General features: G+C 66.8%; 13 protein-coding genes. 8 read left to right on the top strand and 5 right to left on the bottom strand.

All coding sequences use genetic code 11. From position 1 onward, the window contains the following. Positions 1 to 103: 103 nt before the first annotated feature. The gene (locus EV560_RS14995) at positions 104 to 2,554 is read right to left on the bottom strand and encodes a penicillin-binding protein 1A (RefSeq protein WP_131856572.1); all 2,451 of its coding nucleotides are present in this window, start codon (positions 2,552 to 2,554) and stop codon (positions 104 to 106) included. Positions 2,555 to 2,724: 170 nt separating this feature from the next. Next, entirely contained in the window at positions 2,725 to 3,882 is a 1,158-nt protein-coding gene (locus EV560_RS14990) for an N-acetylmuramoyl-L-alanine amidase (RefSeq protein WP_131856571.1), read from the bottom strand. A gap of 722 nt (positions 3,883 to 4,604) precedes the next feature. Here EV560_RS14990 and EV560_RS14985 point away from each other — a divergent pair. Further along, on the top strand, positions 4,605 to 7,379 hold the full coding sequence (locus tag EV560_RS14985; protein ID WP_131856570.1) for an Rne/Rng family ribonuclease: 2,775 nt from the start codon (positions 4,605 to 4,607) through the stop codon (positions 7,377 to 7,379). A gap of 78 nt (positions 7,380 to 7,457) precedes the next feature. Beyond that, positions 7,458 to 7,832, top strand: coding sequence for a hypothetical protein (locus tag EV560_RS14980; RefSeq protein ID WP_131856569.1), 375 nt, complete (start codon positions 7,458 to 7,460; stop codon positions 7,830 to 7,832). Positions 7,833 to 8,006: 174 nt separating this feature from the next. On the opposite strand, the gene EV560_RS14975 is transcribed toward EV560_RS14980, so the two are convergent. Together EV560_RS14975 and EV560_RS14970 are read right to left on the bottom strand one after the other, a co-directional pair. After that, complete coding sequence (locus tag EV560_RS14975; RefSeq protein WP_131856568.1) at positions 8,007 to 10,298, bottom strand: mechanosensitive ion channel family protein; 2,292 nt, start codon at positions 10,296 to 10,298, stop codon at positions 8,007 to 8,009. Between the two features lie 91 nt (positions 10,299 to 10,389). Further along, the gene (locus EV560_RS14970; protein ID WP_131856567.1) at positions 10,390 to 11,577 is read right to left on the bottom strand and encodes a pyridoxal phosphate-dependent aminotransferase; all 1,188 of its coding nucleotides are present in this window, start codon (positions 11,575 to 11,577) and stop codon (positions 10,390 to 10,392) included. A gap of 191 nt (positions 11,578 to 11,768) precedes the next feature. Between EV560_RS14970 and EV560_RS14965 the strand changes: the two genes are divergently transcribed. The 5 genes from EV560_RS14965 to aat all read left to right on the top strand — a co-directional run bounded on the left by EV560_RS14965 (position 11,769) and on the right by aat (position 15,992). Continuing rightward, on the top strand, positions 11,769 to 12,584 hold the full coding sequence (locus tag EV560_RS14965) for a DsbA family protein (RefSeq protein ID WP_131856566.1): 816 nt from the start codon (positions 11,769 to 11,771) through the stop codon (positions 12,582 to 12,584). A gap of 168 nt (positions 12,585 to 12,752) precedes the next feature. After that, positions 12,753 to 13,211: a type II 3-dehydroquinate dehydratase gene (gene aroQ, locus EV560_RS14960; protein WP_131856565.1), complete on the top strand. Its 459-nt coding sequence runs from the start codon at positions 12,753 to 12,755 to the stop codon at positions 13,209 to 13,211. A 73-nt stretch (positions 13,212 to 13,284) separates the two neighbouring features. Next, the gene (accB, locus tag EV560_RS14955) at positions 13,285 to 13,749 is read left to right on the top strand and encodes an acetyl-CoA carboxylase biotin carboxyl carrier protein (protein ID WP_131856564.1); all 465 of its coding nucleotides are present in this window, start codon (positions 13,285 to 13,287) and stop codon (positions 13,747 to 13,749) included. 29 nt (positions 13,750 to 13,778) lie between these two features. Further along, positions 13,779 to 15,140, top strand: coding sequence for an acetyl-CoA carboxylase biotin carboxylase subunit (gene accC / locus EV560_RS14950; RefSeq protein ID WP_131856563.1), 1,362 nt, complete (start codon positions 13,779 to 13,781; stop codon positions 15,138 to 15,140). Between the two features lie 177 nt (positions 15,141 to 15,317). Beyond that, on the top strand, positions 15,318 to 15,992 hold the full coding sequence (gene aat, locus EV560_RS14945) for a leucyl/phenylalanyl-tRNA--protein transferase (protein ID WP_131856562.1): 675 nt from the start codon (positions 15,318 to 15,320) through the stop codon (positions 15,990 to 15,992). A gap of 79 nt (positions 15,993 to 16,071) precedes the next feature. On the opposite strand, the gene EV560_RS14940 is transcribed toward aat, so the two are convergent. Continuing rightward, on the bottom strand, positions 16,072 to 16,677 hold the full coding sequence (locus EV560_RS14940) for a DUF2155 domain-containing protein (protein ID WP_248312072.1): 606 nt from the start codon (positions 16,675 to 16,677) through the stop codon (positions 16,072 to 16,074). 268 nt (positions 16,678 to 16,945) lie between these two features. On the opposite strand from EV560_RS14940, the gene EV560_RS14935 reads away from it, so the two are divergent. Continuing rightward, positions 16,946 to 18,289 carry an Nramp family divalent metal transporter gene (locus EV560_RS14935; RefSeq protein ID WP_131856560.1) on the top strand — a complete coding sequence of 448 codons (1,344 nt, stop codon included), beginning with the start codon at positions 16,946 to 16,948 and terminating at the stop codon, positions 18,287 to 18,289. Positions 18,290 to 18,370: the final 81 nt, after the last annotated feature.

The following is an 18,370-nucleotide window of genomic DNA, read 5'->3' as shown; positions in this document are numbered from 1 at the left end:
GAAATGCAGGCCCGGGAATCCTGGCCGAAGAATCGTGGCCGATCGAGCTCTTTCGTCATGGGATGCTCGGGCGAGCCCGAGCATTACGACTGTCCTGACGGGCTCAGTAGAGCCCGCCGGTGCCGGAACCGACGCCGCGTCCACCGGAAGGCGCGACGCTGAGCGCCCCGCCGCCGCCATCGCCCGCAGCGCCGATCACCGAGTAGCTGTCCGGCGGTGCGGTGCCCGGCTTGAAGGCCTCGAGGATGCCGCCCTCACCGCCGGCACGCATGCCGGTGCGCGGATCGACCCGGATCAGCTTGATGCCGGGCGGCACGCGGAACGGGGTCGCAGGCTTGTCCTTCAGCGCCGCCATCATGAAATCGCGGAAGATCGGCGCGGCATACTGGCCTGCCGTCGCCGAGTTGCCGAGCGACTTCGGCTTGTCGAAGCCCATATAGACACCGACGGCGAGATCAGGCGAGAAGCCGACGAACCAGACGTCCTTGGCCTCGTTGGTCGTGCCGGTCTTGCCGGCGAGCGGCTTGCCGACCGCCTTGACCACCTGCGCCGTGCCGTTCTGGACCACGCCTTCGAGCAGCGAGACCATCTGGTAGGCGGTCAGCGGGTCGAGCACCTGGTCGCGGTTGTCGATCAGGCGCGGCTCGCGCTGGTTCGTCCATTTATCGGCATTGCAGCCTTCGCAGACGCGCTGGTCGTGCCGGTAGATCGTCGCGCCCATGCGGTCCTGGATCCGGTCGATCAGGGTCGGGCGGATGCGCTTGCCGCCGTTGACCAGCATCGAATAGGCCGCGGTCATGCGCATCACCGTGGTCTCGCCAGCGCCGAGCGCCATCGAGAGCACTGGCAGCATGTCGTCATAGATGCCGAAGCGGCGGGCATATTCCGCGATCAGCGGCATGCCGACATCCTTGGCGAGACGCACCGTCATCAGGTTCTTCGAGAACTGGATGCCGTAGCGCAGCGTACGCGGCCCGGTCGACTTGCCGTCATAGTTCTCCGGCCGCCACATGCCGAGGCCGCCGCCCTGGTCGATCTCGATCGGCGCGTCGAGCACGATGCTCGACGGCGTGTAGCCATTGTCGAGCGCGGTCGCGTAGACGAAGGGCTTGAAGGACGAGCCGGGCTGGCGCAGCGCCTGCGTCGCGCGGTTGAACTCGGACTGGTCATGCGAGAAGCCGCCGACCATGGCGAGCACGCGGCCCGATTGCGGGTCCATCACGGTGATGGCGCCGTTGACCTCAGGCATCTGGCGCAGGCGGACCTGGCCGGGCTTGCCGTCGAGCGGCTCGACATAGACCACGTCGCCGGCCGAGACCGCCTGACTGACGCGGGCGCGCCGCGTCCAGCGGATGCCGTCGGGGCCGAGCGTCACCGTCTGGCGGTCGTTCAGCAGCGCGCCGGAATTGTCGCGCATCGGGTGCAGGCCGAGCCGGGCACTATCGCCGGCGACGTCGAGCACGACGGCGAGACGCCAGGGCGAGACGTCGCCGAGCACCGGCAATTCGCCGAGCGGAAGGCCCCAGTCGCGGGCGGTGATATCGAGCTTCTGGATGGCGCCGCGCCAGCCGCGCGCCTCGTCGAAGCGCACGAGACCGTCGACCAGCGCCTTGCGGGCGAGCAGCTGCATCTTCGGATCGACGGTGGAGCGCACCGAGAGCCCGCCTTCGAGCAGCTTCTTCTCGCCATAGCGGTCCTGCAGCTCGCGCCGGATCTCCTCGGCGAAATAGCCGGCAGCGATATTGTTCGGCGAAACCGAGCGCGGGTTGACGCCGAGCGGCGAAGCCTTCGCCTTCTCGACTGCCTCACGCGAGGCGAAGCCGTTCTCGGCCATGCGGTCGAGCACGTAGTTGCGCCGCTCGATCGCGCGCTCGCGGTTGCGGAAGGGATGCAGGTCGGTCGGCGCCTTCGGCAGGGCGGCCAGATAGGCGGCTTCCTGCAGGTTGAGCTCATGCACCGACTTGCCGAAATAGTTCAGCGCCGCCGCGGCGATGCCGTAGCTGCCCTGCCCCGGCGCCGGCGCGCCGAGATAGATCTCGTTCAGATAGAGCTCGAGGATCTTATCCTTCGAATAGGTCGCCTCGATCCGCAGCGCCACCAGCGCCTCGCGGATCTTGCGCTCGAGCGAGCCCTCCGAGCCGACCAGGAAGTTCTTCGCCACCTGCTGGGTGATGGTCGAGGCGCCCTGCGGCCGGCGGCCCGAGCCGCGGTTGCGGAAATTCGAGATCGCGGCGCGCACGAGACCTTCGGGATCGACGCCGACATGCTTGTAGAAGTTCTTGTCTTCGGCCGAGAGGTAAGCGTCGATGATCAGCTTGGGTACGGCCTGGATCGGCAAATAAAGCCGGCGCTCGCGCGCGAATTCTGCGATCAGGCTGCCGTCGCCGGCATGGACGCGCGTCATCACCGGCGGCTCGTAATCGCGCAGCTGCGCCGAGTCGGGCAGGTCCTTCGAGTAATGCCAGATCAGCGCCGCCGCGCCGAGCGCGCCGACGACGAAGACGACCGCTCCCGCAGCGAACAGCCATCCGAAGAATCGCAGTACAAACCGCATTAAGGCCCTAGCCCCTGCTTCCACTGCGCGGTTTGCGCCGGACACATCCGATTCGCCGCGTCAGTCCTCGTCGCTTCCAAATCACGTCTATAGCATGGCGGAAATGGCGGAACCGTGGCCTGAACACCACAAATTACCGTCAAGACCCTCTTTAATGGCCGGCGCAGCGCTCAGCGCTGGTTCGACGCCGCTTTCCCGACCGGCTGCCCGCGTTCGAAATAGCTGTCGACCGCGGTGCGGACGGCGGCCACCGCCTGTGCCCGCCATTCCGCCGAGTTCAGCAACTCGGCATCCTTCGGGCTCGACATATACCCCAATTCGATCAGAACCGACGGCACGTCAGGCGCGGTCAGCACCCTGAACCCGGCCGAGCGCAGCGGCACCTTGTGCATCTTCACCGAGCCGCCGAGCTTCGCGACGAGGTTGCGTGCAAAGAGTGACGAGAAGGTCCGTGTCTCGCGCTTGGCGAGGTCCATCAGGATGCCGGCCACATCCTGCACCTCCTCGGCGACATCGAGGCCGGCGACGGCATCGGCCTGGTTTTCCTTGGCGGCCAGCCGGGCCGACTCGGCGTCGGTGGCCCGTTCCGAGCCGGTATAGACCGTGGCGCCGCGCACATCCTGTGCCCGCGTCAGCGAATCGGCATGGATCGAGATAAACAGGTCGGCTCCGGCGGTGCGCGCGATCCGGACGCGCTCGCCGAGCGGCACGAAACGATCCTCGTCGCGCGTCATCATCACACGGTAGCGCCCGCTTGCCTCGAGCTGCTCCTTCAGGCCGAGCCCAAAGGCGAGAACGACCGCTTTCTCCTCGACCGCAGCGACGACGGCGCCTGGATCGATACCGCCATGGCCCGGATCGATCACCACGAGCTGGCGGGAATCACCGTGCGGCTTGGCCGGCGCGGGAGGCGGCTCGGCCGGCTGGCGAGACGGCGTGTTCGCCGCAGCCTGGAACTCGGCCCGGCTCACCCGTTTCAGCTCGACCACCAGCTCGCCGAAACCGCCGCGCTGGCTGCGCATCTCGGCGCGGGAGATGATGGCCGGCTGCGAGAGATCGAGGATGATTCGGGATTTGTCGGCCGTGAACAGGCCGAAGCGGAAGGCGCTGACGAAGCCGACGCTCTTCCTGGTCGCGCCGGGCTGGACCTGGAAATTGACCGAAGGCAATTCGATGATGGCGCGGTCCGGCGCCGCCATGACGGAGGTGCCGACCTCGACCGGGCGCGACAGCGCCAGGGTCAGCCGCACGATGTCGCCGACCTGCTCGATCTTCGCATCGGTCGCGACCGGAAATTCATTGCTGGGCTTGGCGGAATTGGCGACCACTGCGGTGCCGGACGTCAGCGCGAGCCAAGCCCCGAACAGCAGGCAGACAACGCCTGATGCTGGAAATTTGCCCTGACCGGCACTACGTGAGCGAAAGCGGAGCGACAGGGGAATGCTCCCTATTTGCGTCACCAAGATTTAACCATGGATGGCGCGAACCTTTAACAGCGGGTTACCACGTGCTCTTCCCGGGGTGAACCGCCGTCAAGGCTCCCACCGGGCGATTGCCTTGCGATGTGGCTTGCAAATCACTGTCACCTGTCTGTAATGGAGATGGCTGCATTGCGAAGCTGCTTGTGGCGCATCCGGATCCGAGGATCCGTTGGCGCCAAGGCAGGCCGGGTGGCCGCCCCATTCGGGTGCGGTCGCGGCAAGGCAGCCGCTAACGGATCGTCCGCGGACGGCTGGCGTCAGGCACGAGTTCGGCGCCAGTCCAGTCCCGCGAGCGTGCAAACGCGGTGCGCCATCGGCACGCCGCAGGTCAGGTCAGATGTCGGGGCATACGACGCCGCTTAGCTTACCGGTGCATCGTCCATACCTTCGGGGCTGCGGCGGGCTTGTTGCCCGACCGGGTTCCCCGATCCGTCATCACGTCCTGATCGAACAAACCCTCCTGCAACATGCCGGTCAAATCCGGCTTATGCGCGGCGCCCCTGCCCGCGGCAGCGGATTCTCTTCCGCAGCCCGGCGGGTGAAGGCCGCTGCGCCAATGGAAACGTCTTATGGCCAACAAGATGCTTATCGACGCCACACACCCGGAAGAGACCCGGGTCGTTGTGGTCCGCGGCTCGCGCGTCGAAGAGTTTGATTTCGAATCCGCCAGCCGCAAACCGCTGCGGGGCAATATTTACCTGGCGAAGGTGACGCGGGTCGAACCCTCGCTCCAGGCAGCCTTCGTCGAATATGGCGGCAACCGCCACGGCTTCCTCGCCTTCTCGGAAATCCATCCGGATTACTACCAGATTCCCGTCGCAGACCGGCAGGCCCTGATCGCCGAGGAGGCGCGGGCCGAGCGCGAGGAAGAGCGCGACGAGGAGCGCCGCGAGAAGCGCGGCCGACGCAACCGCCGTGACCGCGACGGCCGCGCCAAGAAGGCCGCGACCAGCGACGAGACGATCAGCGCCGAGGTCGAGACCGACGGCAAGGAAGCCGCGATGGTCAACGAGGGCGCGCCCGCCTTCGGTGAGGAGTTCGCGCCGGCGATCACCGAATCGCAATCCGAGGACGCGGCCGAGAACGCCGCCCCGCTGACCTTCGAGACTGAGGCTTCGGAGACTGTCGAAGCCGAGACCGTCGAGGCGGAAGCCGAGGCGCCGGAAGCGACCGAGGACGCCGAGGCCCGCCGCCGCCAGTCCGATGAGGACGAGGACGGCGAGGATGGCGGCGACGAGCCGCAGGAGGAGCCGGAACAGCTCGGTGGCGGCGACGCCCTCGACGACATGCCCGAGCGCCCGCGCCACACCCGCCGCCAGTACAAGATCCAGGAGGTGATCAAGCGCCGCCAGATCATCCTGGTCCAGGTCGTCAAGGAGGAGCGCGGCAACAAGGGCGCGGCGCTCACCACCTATCTCTCGCTCGCCGGCCGCTATTCCGTGCTGATGCCGAATACCGGCAAGGGCGGCGGCATCTCGCGCAAGATCACCAATGCCGAGGATCGCAAGCGCCTGAAGGAGATCGCCCAGGAACTCGAGGTTCCGGAGGGGATGGGCATCATCCTGCGCACGGCCGGCGCATCGCGCACCAAGGTCGAGATCAAGCGCGATTACGAATACCTGATGCGGATGTGGGAGAGCGTGCGCGAGCTGACGCTCGCTTCCGTTGCGCCCGCGCTGGTCTATGAAGAGGGCAACCTCGTCAAGCGCTCGATCCGCGACCTCTACAACAAGGATATCGACGAAGTTCACGTCGCCGGCGACGAGGGCTATCGCGAGGCCAAGGACTTCATGCGCATGCTCATGCCGAGCCATGCCAAGAGCGTGAAGGCCTATCGCGAGCAGACGCCGCTCTTCGCCGCCTTCGGCGTCGAGAGCCAGCTCGACGCGATGTTCTCAAACACGGTGACGCTCAAGTCCGGCGGCTACATCGTCATCAATCAGACGGAAGCGCTGGTCGCGATCGACATCAACTCGGGCCGCTCGACCCGCGAGCACAATATCGAGGACACGGCGCTCAAGACCAATCTCGAAGCGGCGGAGGAGATCTCCAGGCAGCTCAGGCTGCGCGACCTTGCCGGTCTCATCGTGATCGATTTCATCGACATGGAGGAGAACCGCAACAACCGCGCCGTCGAGAAGAAGCTCAAGGAGTGCCTGAAGAACGATCGCGCCCGCATCCAGGTCGGCCGCATCTCGGCCTTCGGCCTGCTCGAGATGTCGCGCCAGCGCATCCGCACCGGCGTGCTCGAGAGCTCGTCAATTCCCTGCCCGCATTGCGCCGGCGCCGGCATGATCCGCTCGACGGCTTCGGTCGCGCTGCAGATCCTGCGCGCGCTGGAGGAGGCGCTGATCAAGAGCGCTGCGCACAACCTCACCGTCCGCACCCGGCCGGAAGTGGCGCTCTACGTGCTCAACCAGAAGCGCGCCCATCTCCACGATCTCGAAGAGCGCTTCAACATCAGCATCACCTGCTCGGCCGATGCCGCCCTGCTCGGCACGCGCTATTTCGAGGTCGAGCGCGGCGAGTTCGTCGGCAATGAGGGCCGCGTCATCCCAAGCCCGTTCAAGGCCGAGGCGCTGGCTCCGAGCGTCGACGACGAGGCGCTCGACGCAGCCGCCGAGGCGGAAGCCGAGGAGGCCGAAGCCGACGATGCCGTCGCTTCCTCCGAGACCCAAGGCGAGCGCTCCGAAGGCGAGCGTGGTGAAGGTGGGCGCAAGCGTCGCCGTCGCCGCCGGCGTCGGCGTGGCGGCGAGCGTGACGCCAATGGCCAGCAGCTCGATGGCGGCAGCGATGCCGAGGGCGACGAGGAAGGCGATGAGGCCGATGGCGAGGGTAGTGACGAGGCCGTCGCGGCCGAGGAAGCTCAGCCGGCGATAGCCGAAGCGGTGGCGGAGGCTCCTGCTGCTGCCGAGCCGGTTGCGGAGGCGCCTGCCGCAGAGGCGGCCGAGGAAGAGGCCAAGCCGAAGCGCGCCCGTCGCAGCCGCAGCAAGAAGGCCGCGACTGAGGAGAGCGTCGAGGCTGCTCCCGTCGTGGAGGCGCCAGCCGAGCCGGTTCCCGCTACTGAGGCCGAGAAGCCCAAGCGCAGCCGCTCGCGCAAGAAAGTCGTCCCGATCACCGAGGGCGGCGCAGCCGAGGCACCGGCGGAGGTCACTCCTGCCCCCGCCCCGGAACCTGTCGCGGCCACGCCTGAGCCGGAGCCCGAGGCCGCCCCGGAACCGGCGCCCGAGCCCGAGCCGGTCAAGACTGTTGTCGAGGAGCCGGTTGCGGTCGTGCTGACGCCCGCCGATCCCGACCGCCCGAAGCGCGGTGGCTGGTGGAACAAGCTTGCCGGCCGCAAGTGACCTGATCGATCGACGCTGATCGAATGACTTGGACCCCGCCACGCGCTAGCGTGGCGGGGTTTTCGTTGGGAGGTGCAGATGGAGCCGCAACCGCCGCCACGCAGCCGCGAAAGCCTTGTCCTGGCGGCGATCTGCGGCGCTGTCCTCTTCGGCTTGGCCTGTTTCGCCTGGCAGGCGGCAGGCGGCCTGGGCGTCGCGATCCTGGGGCTCTTCACCCTCTTCGTCGCCGTCCGCTTCGATCTGGAAGGCAATCGCCCGGTCGGCCCGCAAATGACGCCCGATCTCTATGCCAGCCAGTTTCACGCCGAAGGGCGGGCGGCGCGCGCCGAAAAGGCTGCCAGTCGCGCGGCCCTCGTCGCACTGGCTCGCCCAACGCGGCTCGCCATGCTGCTTGGCGCCGCCCTGGTGATTATCGGCTTCGGGGCGCTCTTCCTGACCGAGATGGCCCGCTGATCAGCCAGCGCATCGGCCCGAAAACTGGATTGCGGTTTTCGGAAAAGCCGATGCGAAAACAAGAAGCTAGAGCATTTTCGAGCGAAGTGGACACCGGTTCGCGTGAAGAAAATGCGTCAAAACAAATAGATAGAGAATTTTCGCGATTCGGGAGAAACGCGGAAATGCTCTAGGTCAGCCCGCCGCCGGTGCCAGCGGGGTCGGTGGCGGCACTGTCGCGATCGCCGCCGCCCCCGCCCGTTCCTCACCACCGCGCACGGTCACGGCGTTGGAGGCGAAGGGCACGCCCGCCTCGTTGAGCGCCCGATAGACTCGCTTCAGGGCCTCGCGCTGCAGCATCGAGGCAGAGGCCGGCTTGGCGGTGAATTTCAGCCGGACCACGATGGCGGTGTCGGCAATGTCGGCGACGCCCTGCATTTTCAGTGGTGCGATGAAATGCGGCCCGTATTCGGGATCCTCGAGCAGGGCCAAGCCGGTCTTCTTGATCGTCTTGCGCGCCTTCTCGATATCGGCGGAATGGTCGAGGCGGACGTTGAATTTCAGCGTCGCCCAGTCGCGGCTTGCATTGGTCAGCGACGGAATCTGACCGAACGGGACGGTATGGATCTGGCCGCTCTGATGGCGCAGTTGCATCGAGCGCAGGGAAATCTTCTCGACCGTGCCCCTCAGCCGGCCGGTATCGACATATTCGCCGACGCGGAACGCATCTTCCGTCATGAAGAAGAAGCCTGAAACGATATCGCGCACCAAGGCCTGCGAGCCGAAGGAGATGGCCAGGCCGAGAATGCCGAAACCGGCGAGGAGCGGGCCGATATCGACGCCGAGCCGTGACAGCACGACCAGGCCGACCAGGCCGACGACCGCTCCGAGCACGACGCCGCGCAAGACCGGCAGCACCGTCGCCAGGCGCGACGGGATATGGTCCTCATGAACGGCATCCTCGTCGCCGGGCATGGTCGGAGCAGCCTTCGGCGTATAGGCATCGAAGAAGGCCTTTAGGAAGACGAGCGCGACCCAGCCGCCGAAGGCGAGCAGCGCGATCGAGGCGGCCTGCCGCGAGAAGGCGATGAATTCCGGCGAACCCATATCGGTGAAGAAGCCCGCCCAGAGGCGCGCGAACAGATAGAAGGAGCCGGCCCAGATGATGCCGCTCACCGCGGCCTGGCCCGTGCGCGCCAGCGCCTCCTGCTGCGGCGTCTGCGGATTGAGCGCGGCGTGGTGCGCCTGCCGGCACCGCAGCAGGGCGCCGGCGCCGATCGCGAAGACCGGAGCGAGCACGATGATGATCTGCGTCAGCCCCGCCGCCTCGGCCCAGCGTCCGCCATCCGACATCATCGCCGCCGCCCGTCCCATCATCCAGATCACCACGGAGACGGCCATGTAGATCCATGGCGTCAGCGTCGCGACGATCCGGAGCATGGCTCCCGGCGTCTCCGAATAGCGCAGGACGAGCGCCTTGATGTCGTGCCGCGCGTTGTAAAACCACCAGAGCTTGAACAGGGTGATCGCGATTCCGGTGAGCGCGAACAGGCCCGCGACCGACCTGCGATCCAGCGCCACCCATTCGGCCACGATTGCACTGGTGACGACGACCGGCGCGAAAATCGCGTAGACGATGAGCAGCCTGAAATGATGCTGGGCTCGCGGCAGCGGCAAGAGCCGGCGTTCGGGGCCATCCGGCGCAAGCAGGAAGCGCCCGATAATCACATAGGCCGCGCTGATGATCGCGGCATTTCCGACGGTTCGCAGCACCCGGGAGGCGAGATCGGGCTCGGGCAGGAAGAGCGAGCCGCACAGGCGAAGCGTCCCGAGCGCGATGCCGATCGTCAGCAGGTCCTGTACCAGGCCATAGGATGAGGCGATCAGGCGCGGCGTGAATTCAGGCCCGGCCGGCCGCAAGCGTCGCGCGAACCAGCCACGGCTGGCCCAACGGAACAGCAGCGCCGCGCCAACCGCCAGCGTCAGCGAGAACAGCAGCCGCCAGCCTGCCGGCAAGCCCGCCACGCCGTTGCGGTTGAGGCTCCAGGCTCGCTCCCAATCCTCCGGCAAGGCCGCGGCAGCCGGGATCGCGTCGTTGCCATAGTCGAGGCCGGCGACGAAGCTTTCCCAGAATTCATCGATCCGCGACGCTGCGTTGGACGTGGCGGTCGGGGTTTGCGCCGGCGCCTTTGGTGCCGCGGCGGTTTTCGGGTTCGCCGGCGCGACTGGCGCCGTTGCAGCCGGAGGCTGAACCGACATGGCTTCGCCCGGCCCGGCAATCCGCACGGTGACCTTGCGGCCGCTGGCCTCGATCGCGTCGAGCATGCGCTTGATCGTTTCGGGGCTCTCATCACCGCGCAGCACCAGCGGGACGGAGGCGTCGCCATTGGCTTGCGCGAGTGCCGGCCCCGCTCCCGCGAGGCAAAGCAGCAGGGTCAACACCCATGACAATCGCAAGTATCCGCCCATCCCGACGCGATCTCTCATGCTGCGCCTCCCCAGCCGCGCAATGCGGCGAGATCGATCACCAGAGTTGAGCGTGCATCGGCATTTTGGCAAGCGCTCGCTTGCCTCATGCCTAGCGCCGCTTCAGCCAGGCTCCCATCCGCGAAACCGCCTCCTCGCACTCGGCCAGCGAGCCGGCGAAGGAGAGCCTGACCGTCCGCGCTCCGCGCCCCTCGTCGAAATCGAGCCCGGGCGTGATCGCGACCCCGGCATCTTCGATCACATCGCGGCAGAAAGCCATGGAATCATTCGAGTAACGGCCAATGTCGAGATAGATGTAGAAGGCGCCGTCGACAGGCAGGAAATCGCCGAGCCCGATCTCCGGCAGCGTCTTGAGCAGGAACGCGCGGTTCTGCGCGTAGCCGGCCTTGATCGCCTCGCACTCCTCGACGGCGTCGAAGGCCGCCTCGCCGGCAACCTGGCTGAGATAGGGCACCGAGATCGAGAAATTCTGCTGGAGCCGCTCGATGGTGCGCACCATCCGCTCCGGCACCACCAGCCAGCCGACGCGCCAGCCGGTCATGCAGTAATATTTCGAGAAGGAATTGACGATGATCGTATCGGGATCGGCGCTGAGCGCCGTCGTCGCCGGCGCCTCATAGGTCAGCCCGTGATAGATCTCGTCGGAGATGTACCAGAGCCCGAGGCGGCGGCATTCGGCAGCGACCGCGGCGATCGCATCCGGCACCATCACCACGCCGGTCGGGTTGGCCGGGCTCATGGTCAGCACGCCGGCGAGCGGGCGGTCCGCATGCGCCCTGGCGATCAGCTCCGGCGTCAGCGCGTAGCGCGTCTCGGGCCCGACCTCGATCGCGACCGGCTCCAGCCCGAGCGCGATCAGGATGTTGCGATAGGCCGGGTAGCCCGGCGCCGTGATGGCGACGCGCGCCCCCGGCTGGAAACAGGCGAGGAAAGCCAGGATGAAGCCGCCGGAGGACCCGGTCGTGACCACGACGCGCTCGGCCGGGATCGAGACGCCATAAGCGTCCTGGTAATGGCGGGCGATGCGCTCCCTCAGCGAATCCGTGCCGAGCGCCTGGGTATAGCCGATGCGGCCATGTTCGAGCGCGCGGGAAGCCGCCGCGCGGATGCTCGCCGGCGTCGGCGCCGAGGGCTGGCCCACCTCCATATGCACGACAGAGCCGCCCCTGCGCTCGATCGCCGCGGCCTGGTTCATCACATCCATGACGATGAAGGGCGCGACCCGCTCGGCGCGCTCGGCCAATTCGGGAATCACGGGAAAGGACGCGGCCTGCTGCATGATGCGATCCGTTTTCGCCGCGCGATGGAGAGCGCGCGGTGCCGTTGGCCTAGCCGAGCCATCCTGCCGCCGCAACTGCTGGCAAAGCTGTGATTTGACGCTGCCGCGGCAAGGGCCGAGAAGACGCGTTGATTTGTGATAGGCTCGAAATGCCGGCCGCGCTGCGGCGGTGTGCTCGAAAGGATGATGACATGGTCCTGTTCACGCTGCTTCGCCTTGCGCAGGCAGGCTTCCGGCGCGGTGCACTCGCGCTCGGGATGGCGGGTCTCGCCGTCTCCCTGGCGGCGATCCCCGTCAAGGCCCAGAGCCCTGCGCTCACGCCCGAGCAGCGCCAGGCGATGGTCGACCTCATCCGCGAGACCCTGCTGAAGAACCCGGAGATCATCCAGGAAGCGATGATCGAGCTGGAGCGGCGCAACCAGGTCGCCCAGGCCGAGGCCCAGCGCAATGCCGTCGCCGCCGAGAAGGACAAGCTCATCGATCCGGCGACCTCGGTCATCGCGGCCAATCCGCAGGGCGACGTGACTCTGATCGAGTTCATGGATTACAATTGCGGCTTCTGCAAACGCGCTCTCGACGATGTCCGCTCGCTCGCCAAGGACGATCCGAAGCTGAAGATCGTGATCAAGGATTTTCCGATCCTCGGACCCGATTCGGTCGAAGCCAGCCGCGTCGCCATTGCGGTCAAGAACCAGCTCCAGGGCCAGAAGTATTGGGATTTCCACAACAAGCTGATGGCGACCAAGGGCCGGGTCAACGGCGCCAAGGCGCTTGAGATCGCCAAGGAATACGGCGCCGATCTCGACCGGGTCCGCAAGGAGATGGATGCGCCGACGACGAAGGCCGTGATCGAGGACACCGTTGCGCTGGGCGACAGGCTCGGCCTCACCGGCACCCCCGCCTTCATCGTCGGCGACGAAGTTGTCTTCGGCGCGGTCGGCTCGGCCGCCCTGAAGGCCAAGATCGACGCCGTCCGCAAATGCGGCAAGGCGACCTGTAGCGGCTGAACGTCCGCCCATTCCTTCTTCAACCACCGTCACGCGAGAGGCGCGGGAACCCGGTTCCCGCGCCTTTTCCACAGCCCGGGCATGGTCTTCTCAGGCTTCCCCTGCTCTTGGGTTCCGTTTAAGAGGACGCGTTGCCGCATATTGGCGGTTCAGGAATCGATCCGCATCATGGTCGCCGTCCACGTCCTCAACGGTCCCAATCTCAATCTGCTCGGCACCCGCGAACCCGGAACCTATGGCTCGGTGACGCTAGCCGATGTCGAGGAGCGGCTGAAGGCGCGCGCCGCCGCCGCCGGCGTCGAGCTGGTCTTCCGCCAGACCAATTACGAGGGCGAACTCGTCACCCATATCCAGCAGGCGGGCCTCGCCGGCGCAGGCATCGTCATCAATGCCGGCGCATACACCCATACTTCCGTGGCGATCCGAGACGCGATCAAGGGTGTCGATGCCCTCGCCATCGAGCTCCATGTCTCGAATGTGCATGCGCGTGAGGAGTTCCGGCACCATTCCTATATGGCGCCCGTCTGCGTCGGCGTGATTTGCGGCTTCGGCGCCGCCGGCTACGACCTTGCTTTCGACGCGATCGTGCCGTTGCTGCAGAAGCGCGCGGCCAAGTCTGCTGCCTGAGCGGCTTTGAGAATTCCGGGCCGCCCGGTCGGCGCCCGCCCCTGACACTGAAACGAGGACGGTGAAACCCGCCATGGCGACCAAGAGCCCGATCGACCCCGAACTGGTGCGCGAGCTGGCGCAGCTTCTCAACGAGACCGATCTCTCCGAGATCGAGGTCGAGAAGGGCGATCTGCGCGTCCGCGTCGCCCGTACCATCACGGCGACCGTGCAGGTGCCGATGGCGGCCGCCGCCCCGATCGCTGCTCCGGCTGCTGTCGCTGTTGCCGCCCCGCTCGACCCGAACAAGCCCGCCGCCGCCCATCCCGGCGCCGTGACCTCGCCGATGGTTGGCACCGCCTATCGTCGCCCCTCGCCGGAGGCCAAGCCCTTCGTCGAGATCGGCCAGGAGGTGAAGGCCGGCGAGCGCGTGCTCCTGGTCGAGGCGATGAAAACCTTCAACGACATCGTCGCGCCGCGGGCCGGCAAGGTTACCGCGATCATGGTCGAGGACGGGCAGCCGGTCGAATACGGCGAGCCGCTCCTGGTGATCGAGTGAGCGGGCTTCCGGGCGCGGACGGGCCGAAGATGTTCGACAAGATCCTGATCGCCAATCGCGGAGAGATCGCGCTGCGCGTCCTGCGCGCTGCCAAGGAGCTCGGCATCGCCACCGTCGCGGTGCATTCCACTGCCGACGCCAACGCCATGCATGTGCGCCTCGCCGACGAGAGTGTCTGCATCGGCCCGCCGCCGGCGCGCGAGAGCTATCTCAATATCCCCGCCCTGATCGCCGCCTGCGAGATCACCGGCGCCGACGCGGTCCATCCAGGCTATGGCTTCCTCTCCGAGAATGCCCGCTTCGCCGAGATCCTGGAGCGCCACAACATCACCTTCATCGGTCCCAAGGCCGAGCATATCCGGGTGATGGGCGACAAGATCGAAGCCAAGCGCACCGCCAAGCGCCTGGGCATTCCCTGCGTGCCTGGCTCCGAGGGCGGCGTCACCGAGGACGCCGAGGCCTTGCGCATCGCCCGCGAGATCGGTTTCCCCGTCATCATCAAGGCAGCGGCCGGCGGCGGCGGGCGCGGCATGAAGGTGGCGCGCAACGAGGATGACCTCGTCGTCGCGCTGCAGACGGCCCGCACCGAGGCCAAGGCCGCCTTTGGCGACGACGCTGTCTATATCGAGAAATATCTCGAGAAGCCGCGCCATATCGAGATCCAGGTGCTAGGCGACGGCCAGGGCCGCGCCATCCATCTCGGCGAGCGCGACTGCTCGCTGCAGCGCCGCCACCAGAAGGTCTGGGAGGAAGGCCCCTCGCCTGCGCTCAATGCCGGCGAGCGTGACCGGATCGGCGCCGTCTGCGCCAAGGCGATGGCCGATCTCGGCTATCTCGGCGCCGGCACAATCGAATTCCTCTACGAGGATGGCGAGTTCTACTTCATCGAGATGAACACGCGCATCCAGGTCGAGCACCCGGTCACCGAGATGATCACCGGCATCGACCTCGTCAACGAGCAGATCCGCATCGCCGCGGGCGCCGCGCTCTCGATCACGCAGAAGGACATCGTCATCGAGGGCCATGCCATCGAATGCCGGGTCAATGCCGAGCATCCGGCGAACTTCCGGCCCTCGCCCGGCCGCATCGCCTCGTTCCATACGCCGGGCGGCCTTGGCGTGCGCGTCGATTCGGCCGCCTATCAGGGCTACTCGATCCCGCCGCATTACGATTCGCTCGTCGGCAAGCTGATCGTCCATGGCCGCAACCGGGCCGAATGCCTGATGCGCCTGCGCCGCTCGCTCGACGAGTTCGTCGTCGACGGCGTCGAGACCACCTTGCCGCTGTTCCGGACCCTGGTGCGCAACCCCGACATCCTCAACGGCGACTACAATATCCACTGGCTGGAGAAGTTCCTGGCCGCCGGTGGCATGGGGCCGGAAGGGCAATAGGGCGTCGTCCGCCGCCGCCATGGTCGCCCTCGCGGCGACCAGTCACGTCTTCGCCGGTCACCTGCGGCGTTCGAGACGAGACAAGGCCGGGCATGACGAACGCGGCAGCTGCGCCCAGGAGCGACGGGGCGTCATTCAACGTTTGACTTAGGCGCACGCCCGCGCTCCCATCACCGCATGAAGGCCCGTTCAGTGCCCATTCGCGCGCCGGTGATCACCACCGAGATCATCCTGCGCGCCTATGCCGCCGGCATCTTTCCGATGGCGGAAAGTGCTGACGACCCGAGCCTGTTCTGGGTCGAGCCCGAAATCCGCGGCGTCATCCCGCTCGACCGTTTCCATGTGCCGTCGCGGCTCGCCCGCACGGTCCGGGCCGACCTGTTCGAGATCAGGGTGGACAGCGCCTTCGACGAGGTCATCGCCGCTTGCGCCGAGGAGCGGCCCGACCGGCCGGAAACCTGGATCAACACCAGGATCAGGGAGCTCTTCAGCGCGCTCCATCGCCTCGGCCATGCCCATAGCGTCGAATGCTGGCGCGAGGGGCGATTGGTCGGGGGGCTCTATGGGCTTTCGCTCGGCGCGGCCTTCTTCGGCGAGAGCATGTTCCACCGCGCGACCGACGCCTCGAAGGTCGCGCTGGTCCATCTCGTCGCCCGGCTGCGCCATGGCGGCTACCGGCTGCTCGACGCTCAGTTCCAGACGAGCCATCTCGCCCAGTTCGGCACGCAGGAAGTGCCGCGCGAGGCCTATCGGATGCTGCTCGAAGCCGCGACCGAGCGCAAAGCCGACTGGTGGTCCTGGCCGCAGGGCCGCCAGGTCAACGGGCGCGAGGCACTGGCTGAACTGCCTTAGGATAGGGCCGTTTCAGCGCTTCGATCATGCTTGCGCCGCTGACCTGAAGCTGCTGCCCCGGTAGCGTATCGATGAATCGTCAGTTGCCGCCGGTCGGGTCGCGACCTTGCGCCGGATTGGTCGGGAAGAAGCGCTGGCTCGGCGTCTGTCGCGGCTGCACGGGAACGCCGCGCGGCGGCTCGACATCGATGCGCTGGCCAGGAGCCGGCGACTGGTTGACGTCGCGCGGATTCGGCGTGCGCGGCGGCCGGCGCGCCTCCTCGGGCGGAGGCGGTGCCTCCGGCTCCTTCGGATCGACCACCAGCTCGGTGCCGCCTTTGCAGTCGGTCAGCCAGACATCGTAGATCGGATGCTCGACGCCGTGCAGGCCGGGGCTCGCCGCATACATCCAGCCGGTGAAGATGCGGCGGTATTCGTTGTTGAACGTGACCTCGTCGACCTCGGTGAAGGCGTCGGTCTGCGGCGTCTCGGTCGGTGGCCGCGTCCAGCAGACGCGTGGCGTGATCTGCAGGGCGCCGAACTGCACCGTCTCGTCGATCGCGACTTCGAAGGAGATGATCCGCCCGGTGATCTTGTCGAGCCCGGCGAAGACCGCGGTCGGGTTGCGGATGCGGTCGGCCTGCGCCGGCGCGGCGGCCAGAAGCGCTACCAGGGCTGGCGCGGCAAGGGCCGGCACCTTTGACAATCTGCTGAAGGCCCGCATCGGCGCTACGAATCTCTCCTGCCCGCGCCCGCGCGGGTGGTTGCCGCTTAACATGGCATTCGCAGCGAAAAAAGGGCGAAAGCCCGCAAGTTGCGTGATCCTTTCAGTCATCCTCGCGTTTCTGCCCCCTCCTCGCTCCTGCATGGCCAAATCGCCATCGGCGCATGCCTTAGACGGCCAACCGCTCTTGCGAACTATTTGCAACTGTGTATCTTGCGAATGGATTGCAGTTGCAGGATGGGACGAGACCATGGATGCGCGTGTTGAGAGAGTGCCCGAAGGCTGGCGGACGGATCGGGGCGAAGCCTCGCTCGCCGATGTGCATCGCTCGATCGCGGTGCGCTCCACCGGGCCCGGCTGGCGCCGCGCCGCCGCGTTCGTCGGTCCGGGGTATCTCGTCGCTGTCGGCTATATGGATCCCGGCAACTGGGCGACCTCGCTCGCCGGCGGCTCGAAGTTCGGCTACGCGCTGCTCGTCGTCGCGCTGGTCTCCAACATCATGGCGATCGTGCTGCAATCGCTCTGCGCCCGGCTGGCGATTGCCTCGGGTCGCGATCTCGCCCAGGCCTGCCGCGATGCCTTCCCCCGGCCCGTCGCCTTCATGCTCTGGTTCCTCGCCGAGATCGCGATCATCGCGACCGATATCGCCGAGGTGATCGGCACGGCGATCGGCCTCAACCTGATCTTCGGCATCCCGCTCGAGATCGGCGTGATCATCACCGCCTTGGACGTCTTCCTGATCCTTTATTTGCAGCGGCTCGGCTTCCGCTGGGTCGAGGCGCTGATCATCACCTTGCTCGGCGTCATCGCCATCTGCTTCGCGATCCAGATCGCGCTTGCCGATCCGAACTGGGGCCAGGTGATCCGTGGCTTTGCGCCGACGACCGAGATCGTCACCAACCCGGAGATGCTCTATCTCGCGCTCGGCATCCTCGGCGCCACCGTGATGCCGCATAACCTCTACCTTCATTCCGGCATCGTGCAGACCCGCGCCTATGGCGAGACCCTGCCCGAGAAGCGCCAGGCGCTGAAATACGCGACGATCGATTCGACGGTCGCGCTGATGTTCGCGCTGCTGATCAACGCCTCGATCCTAATCCTGGCCGCGGCGACCTTCCACAAGACCGGCCAGACCGAGGTGGCCGAGCTCGGCGAGGCGCATCAGTTGCTCGGGCCGCTGCTCGGCCTCGCGGTCGCGCCGACGCTCTTCGGCATCGCCCTGCTCTGCTGCGGCATCAACTCGACGGTGACCGCGACGCTCGCCGGCCAGATCGTCATGGAGGGCTTCCTCAAGATCAAGCTCGCGCCCTGGCTGCGCCGCCTGATCACTCGCGGCATCGCCATCGTCCCTGCCGCGGCGGTGACGATCTGGTATGGCGACAGCGGCACGGCCCGGCTCCTGATCCTGACCCAGGTCGTGCTCAGCCTGCAGCTCTCCTTCGCCGTCTTCCCGCTCGTGATGTTCACCGCCGACAGGAAGAAGATGGGCGAACTGGTCGCGCCGCGCTGGCTCGTCGCCTTCGCCGTCCTGATCGCCGTGGTGATCGCGGCGCTGAACGTGAAGCTGCTGATCGATTTCGTCGGCGGCGCCTGACGCCGGGGCATACGCGAAAGCAAAGAACCCGCGGATCCAATCGGATCCGCGGGTTCTTTCATTCAGGAAATCAGTGCGGAG

It is taken from the genome of Allobosea sp. BK604 (assembly GCF_004341515.1).
Lineage (GTDB): Bacteria > Pseudomonadota > Alphaproteobacteria > Rhizobiales > Beijerinckiaceae > Allobosea.
The sequence above is the reverse complement of the archived record's forward strand: the minus strand, read 5'-3'. Positions and strand labels throughout refer to the sequence as shown.

Coding starts and splice junctions, on each gene's coding strand:
- EV560_RS14995 (WP_131856572.1), bottom strand. CDS start 2,554: ATGCGGTTTGTACTGCGATTCTTCGGATGGCTGTTCGCTGCGGGAGCG.
- EV560_RS14985 (WP_131856570.1), top strand. CDS start 4,605: ATGGCCAACAAGATGCTTATCGACGCCACACACCCGGAAGAGACCCGG.
- EV560_RS14980 (WP_131856569.1), top strand. CDS start 7,458: ATGGAGCCGCAACCGCCGCCACGCAGCCGCGAAAGCCTTGTCCTGGCG.
- EV560_RS14975 (WP_131856568.1), bottom strand. CDS start 10,298: ATGAGAGATCGCGTCGGGATGGGCGGATACTTGCGATTGTCATGGGTG.
- EV560_RS14970 (WP_131856567.1), bottom strand. CDS start 11,577: ATGCAGCAGGCCGCGTCCTTTCCCGTGATTCCCGAATTGGCCGAGCGC.
- EV560_RS14965 (WP_131856566.1), top strand. CDS start 11,769: ATGGTCCTGTTCACGCTGCTTCGCCTTGCGCAGGCAGGCTTCCGGCGC.
- aroQ (WP_131856565.1), top strand. CDS start 12,753: ATGGTCGCCGTCCACGTCCTCAACGGTCCCAATCTCAATCTGCTCGGC.
- accB (WP_131856564.1), top strand. CDS start 13,285: ATGGCGACCAAGAGCCCGATCGACCCCGAACTGGTGCGCGAGCTGGCG.
- accC (WP_131856563.1), top strand. CDS start 13,779: ATGTTCGACAAGATCCTGATCGCCAATCGCGGAGAGATCGCGCTGCGC.
- aat (WP_131856562.1), top strand. CDS start 15,318: ATGAAGGCCCGTTCAGTGCCCATTCGCGCGCCGGTGATCACCACCGAG.
- EV560_RS14935 (WP_131856560.1), top strand. CDS start 16,946: ATGGATGCGCGTGTTGAGAGAGTGCCCGAAGGCTGGCGGACGGATCGG.